The sequence below is a fragment of the Cytobacillus sp. OWB-43 genome (genome assembly GCF_034651445.1).
Classification (GTDB): Bacteria; Bacillota; Bacilli; order Bacillales; family Cytobacillaceae; genus Cytobacillus; species Cytobacillus kochii.
The window spans coordinates 1-703 of the sequence record NZ_JAYEFF010000018.1; the positions used below are offsets into that span (position 1 = coordinate 1).

Sequence of the window (703 nt, forward strand, 5' to 3'; positions counted from 1 at the left end):
GCTTACTTACAGCTCCCCGAAGCATATCGGTGTTAGTCCCGTCCTTCATCGGCTCCTAGTGCCAAGGCATTCACCGTGCGCCCTTATTAACTTAACCATTGTTCGGCTTGCGATAAGCTACGCATTTCGGCGTCAGCTCACTCGTCAACATCCTCATGTGCACAAGACGCACACTCCGGTGTTTCCTCGCTCGCTTCCTTGAACTGCTTGCTTCTCACAACCCTCTCGGTTGTGTTTATTAAAAAAGTTTAGTATCTTAAATCAATCTATAATATATAGAGAGAAAAAATAACTAAGGTGGCGATTACTCGGTAATCTTCTTCATTACATTATCTAGTTTTCAAAGAACGATTTGTTGGTGGAGCCTAGCGGGATCGAACCGCTGACCTCCTGCGTGCAAAGCAGGCGCTCTCCCAGCTGAGCTAAGGCCCCGTATTAAAGTTAAAATGGTGGGCCTAAATGGACTCGAACCATCGACCTCACGCTTATCAGGCGTGCGCTCTAACCAGCTGAGCTATAGGCCCACATAACTTCACGGTAAAGTATTTAATCATATCAAAGAGATTGCACTCTCAAAACTGAACGAACAGTCTAACATCAAGTTAATTCCGTATATTCCTTAGAAAGGAGGTGATCCAGCCGCACCTTCCGATACGGCTACCTTGTTACGACTTCACCCCAATCATCTGTCCCACCTTAGGCG

The 703-nt window shown here is 46.4% G+C and carries 2 tRNA genes and 2 rRNA genes; all 4 read right to left on the reverse strand.

Going from position 1 to position 703, the window contains the following annotated elements:
* A 23S ribosomal RNA gene (locus U9M49_RS22620) occupies positions 1-97 on the reverse strand; the annotation flags it as partial.
* 259 nt (positions 98-356) lie between these two features.
* Positions 357-432 (reverse strand) — tRNA-Ala (locus tag U9M49_RS22625).
* A gap of 15 nt (positions 433-447) precedes the next feature.
* Positions 448-524 (reverse strand) — tRNA-Ile (locus tag U9M49_RS22630).
* A 99-nt stretch (positions 525-623) separates the two neighbouring features.
* Positions 624-703, reverse strand: a 16S ribosomal RNA gene (locus U9M49_RS22635); the annotation flags it as partial.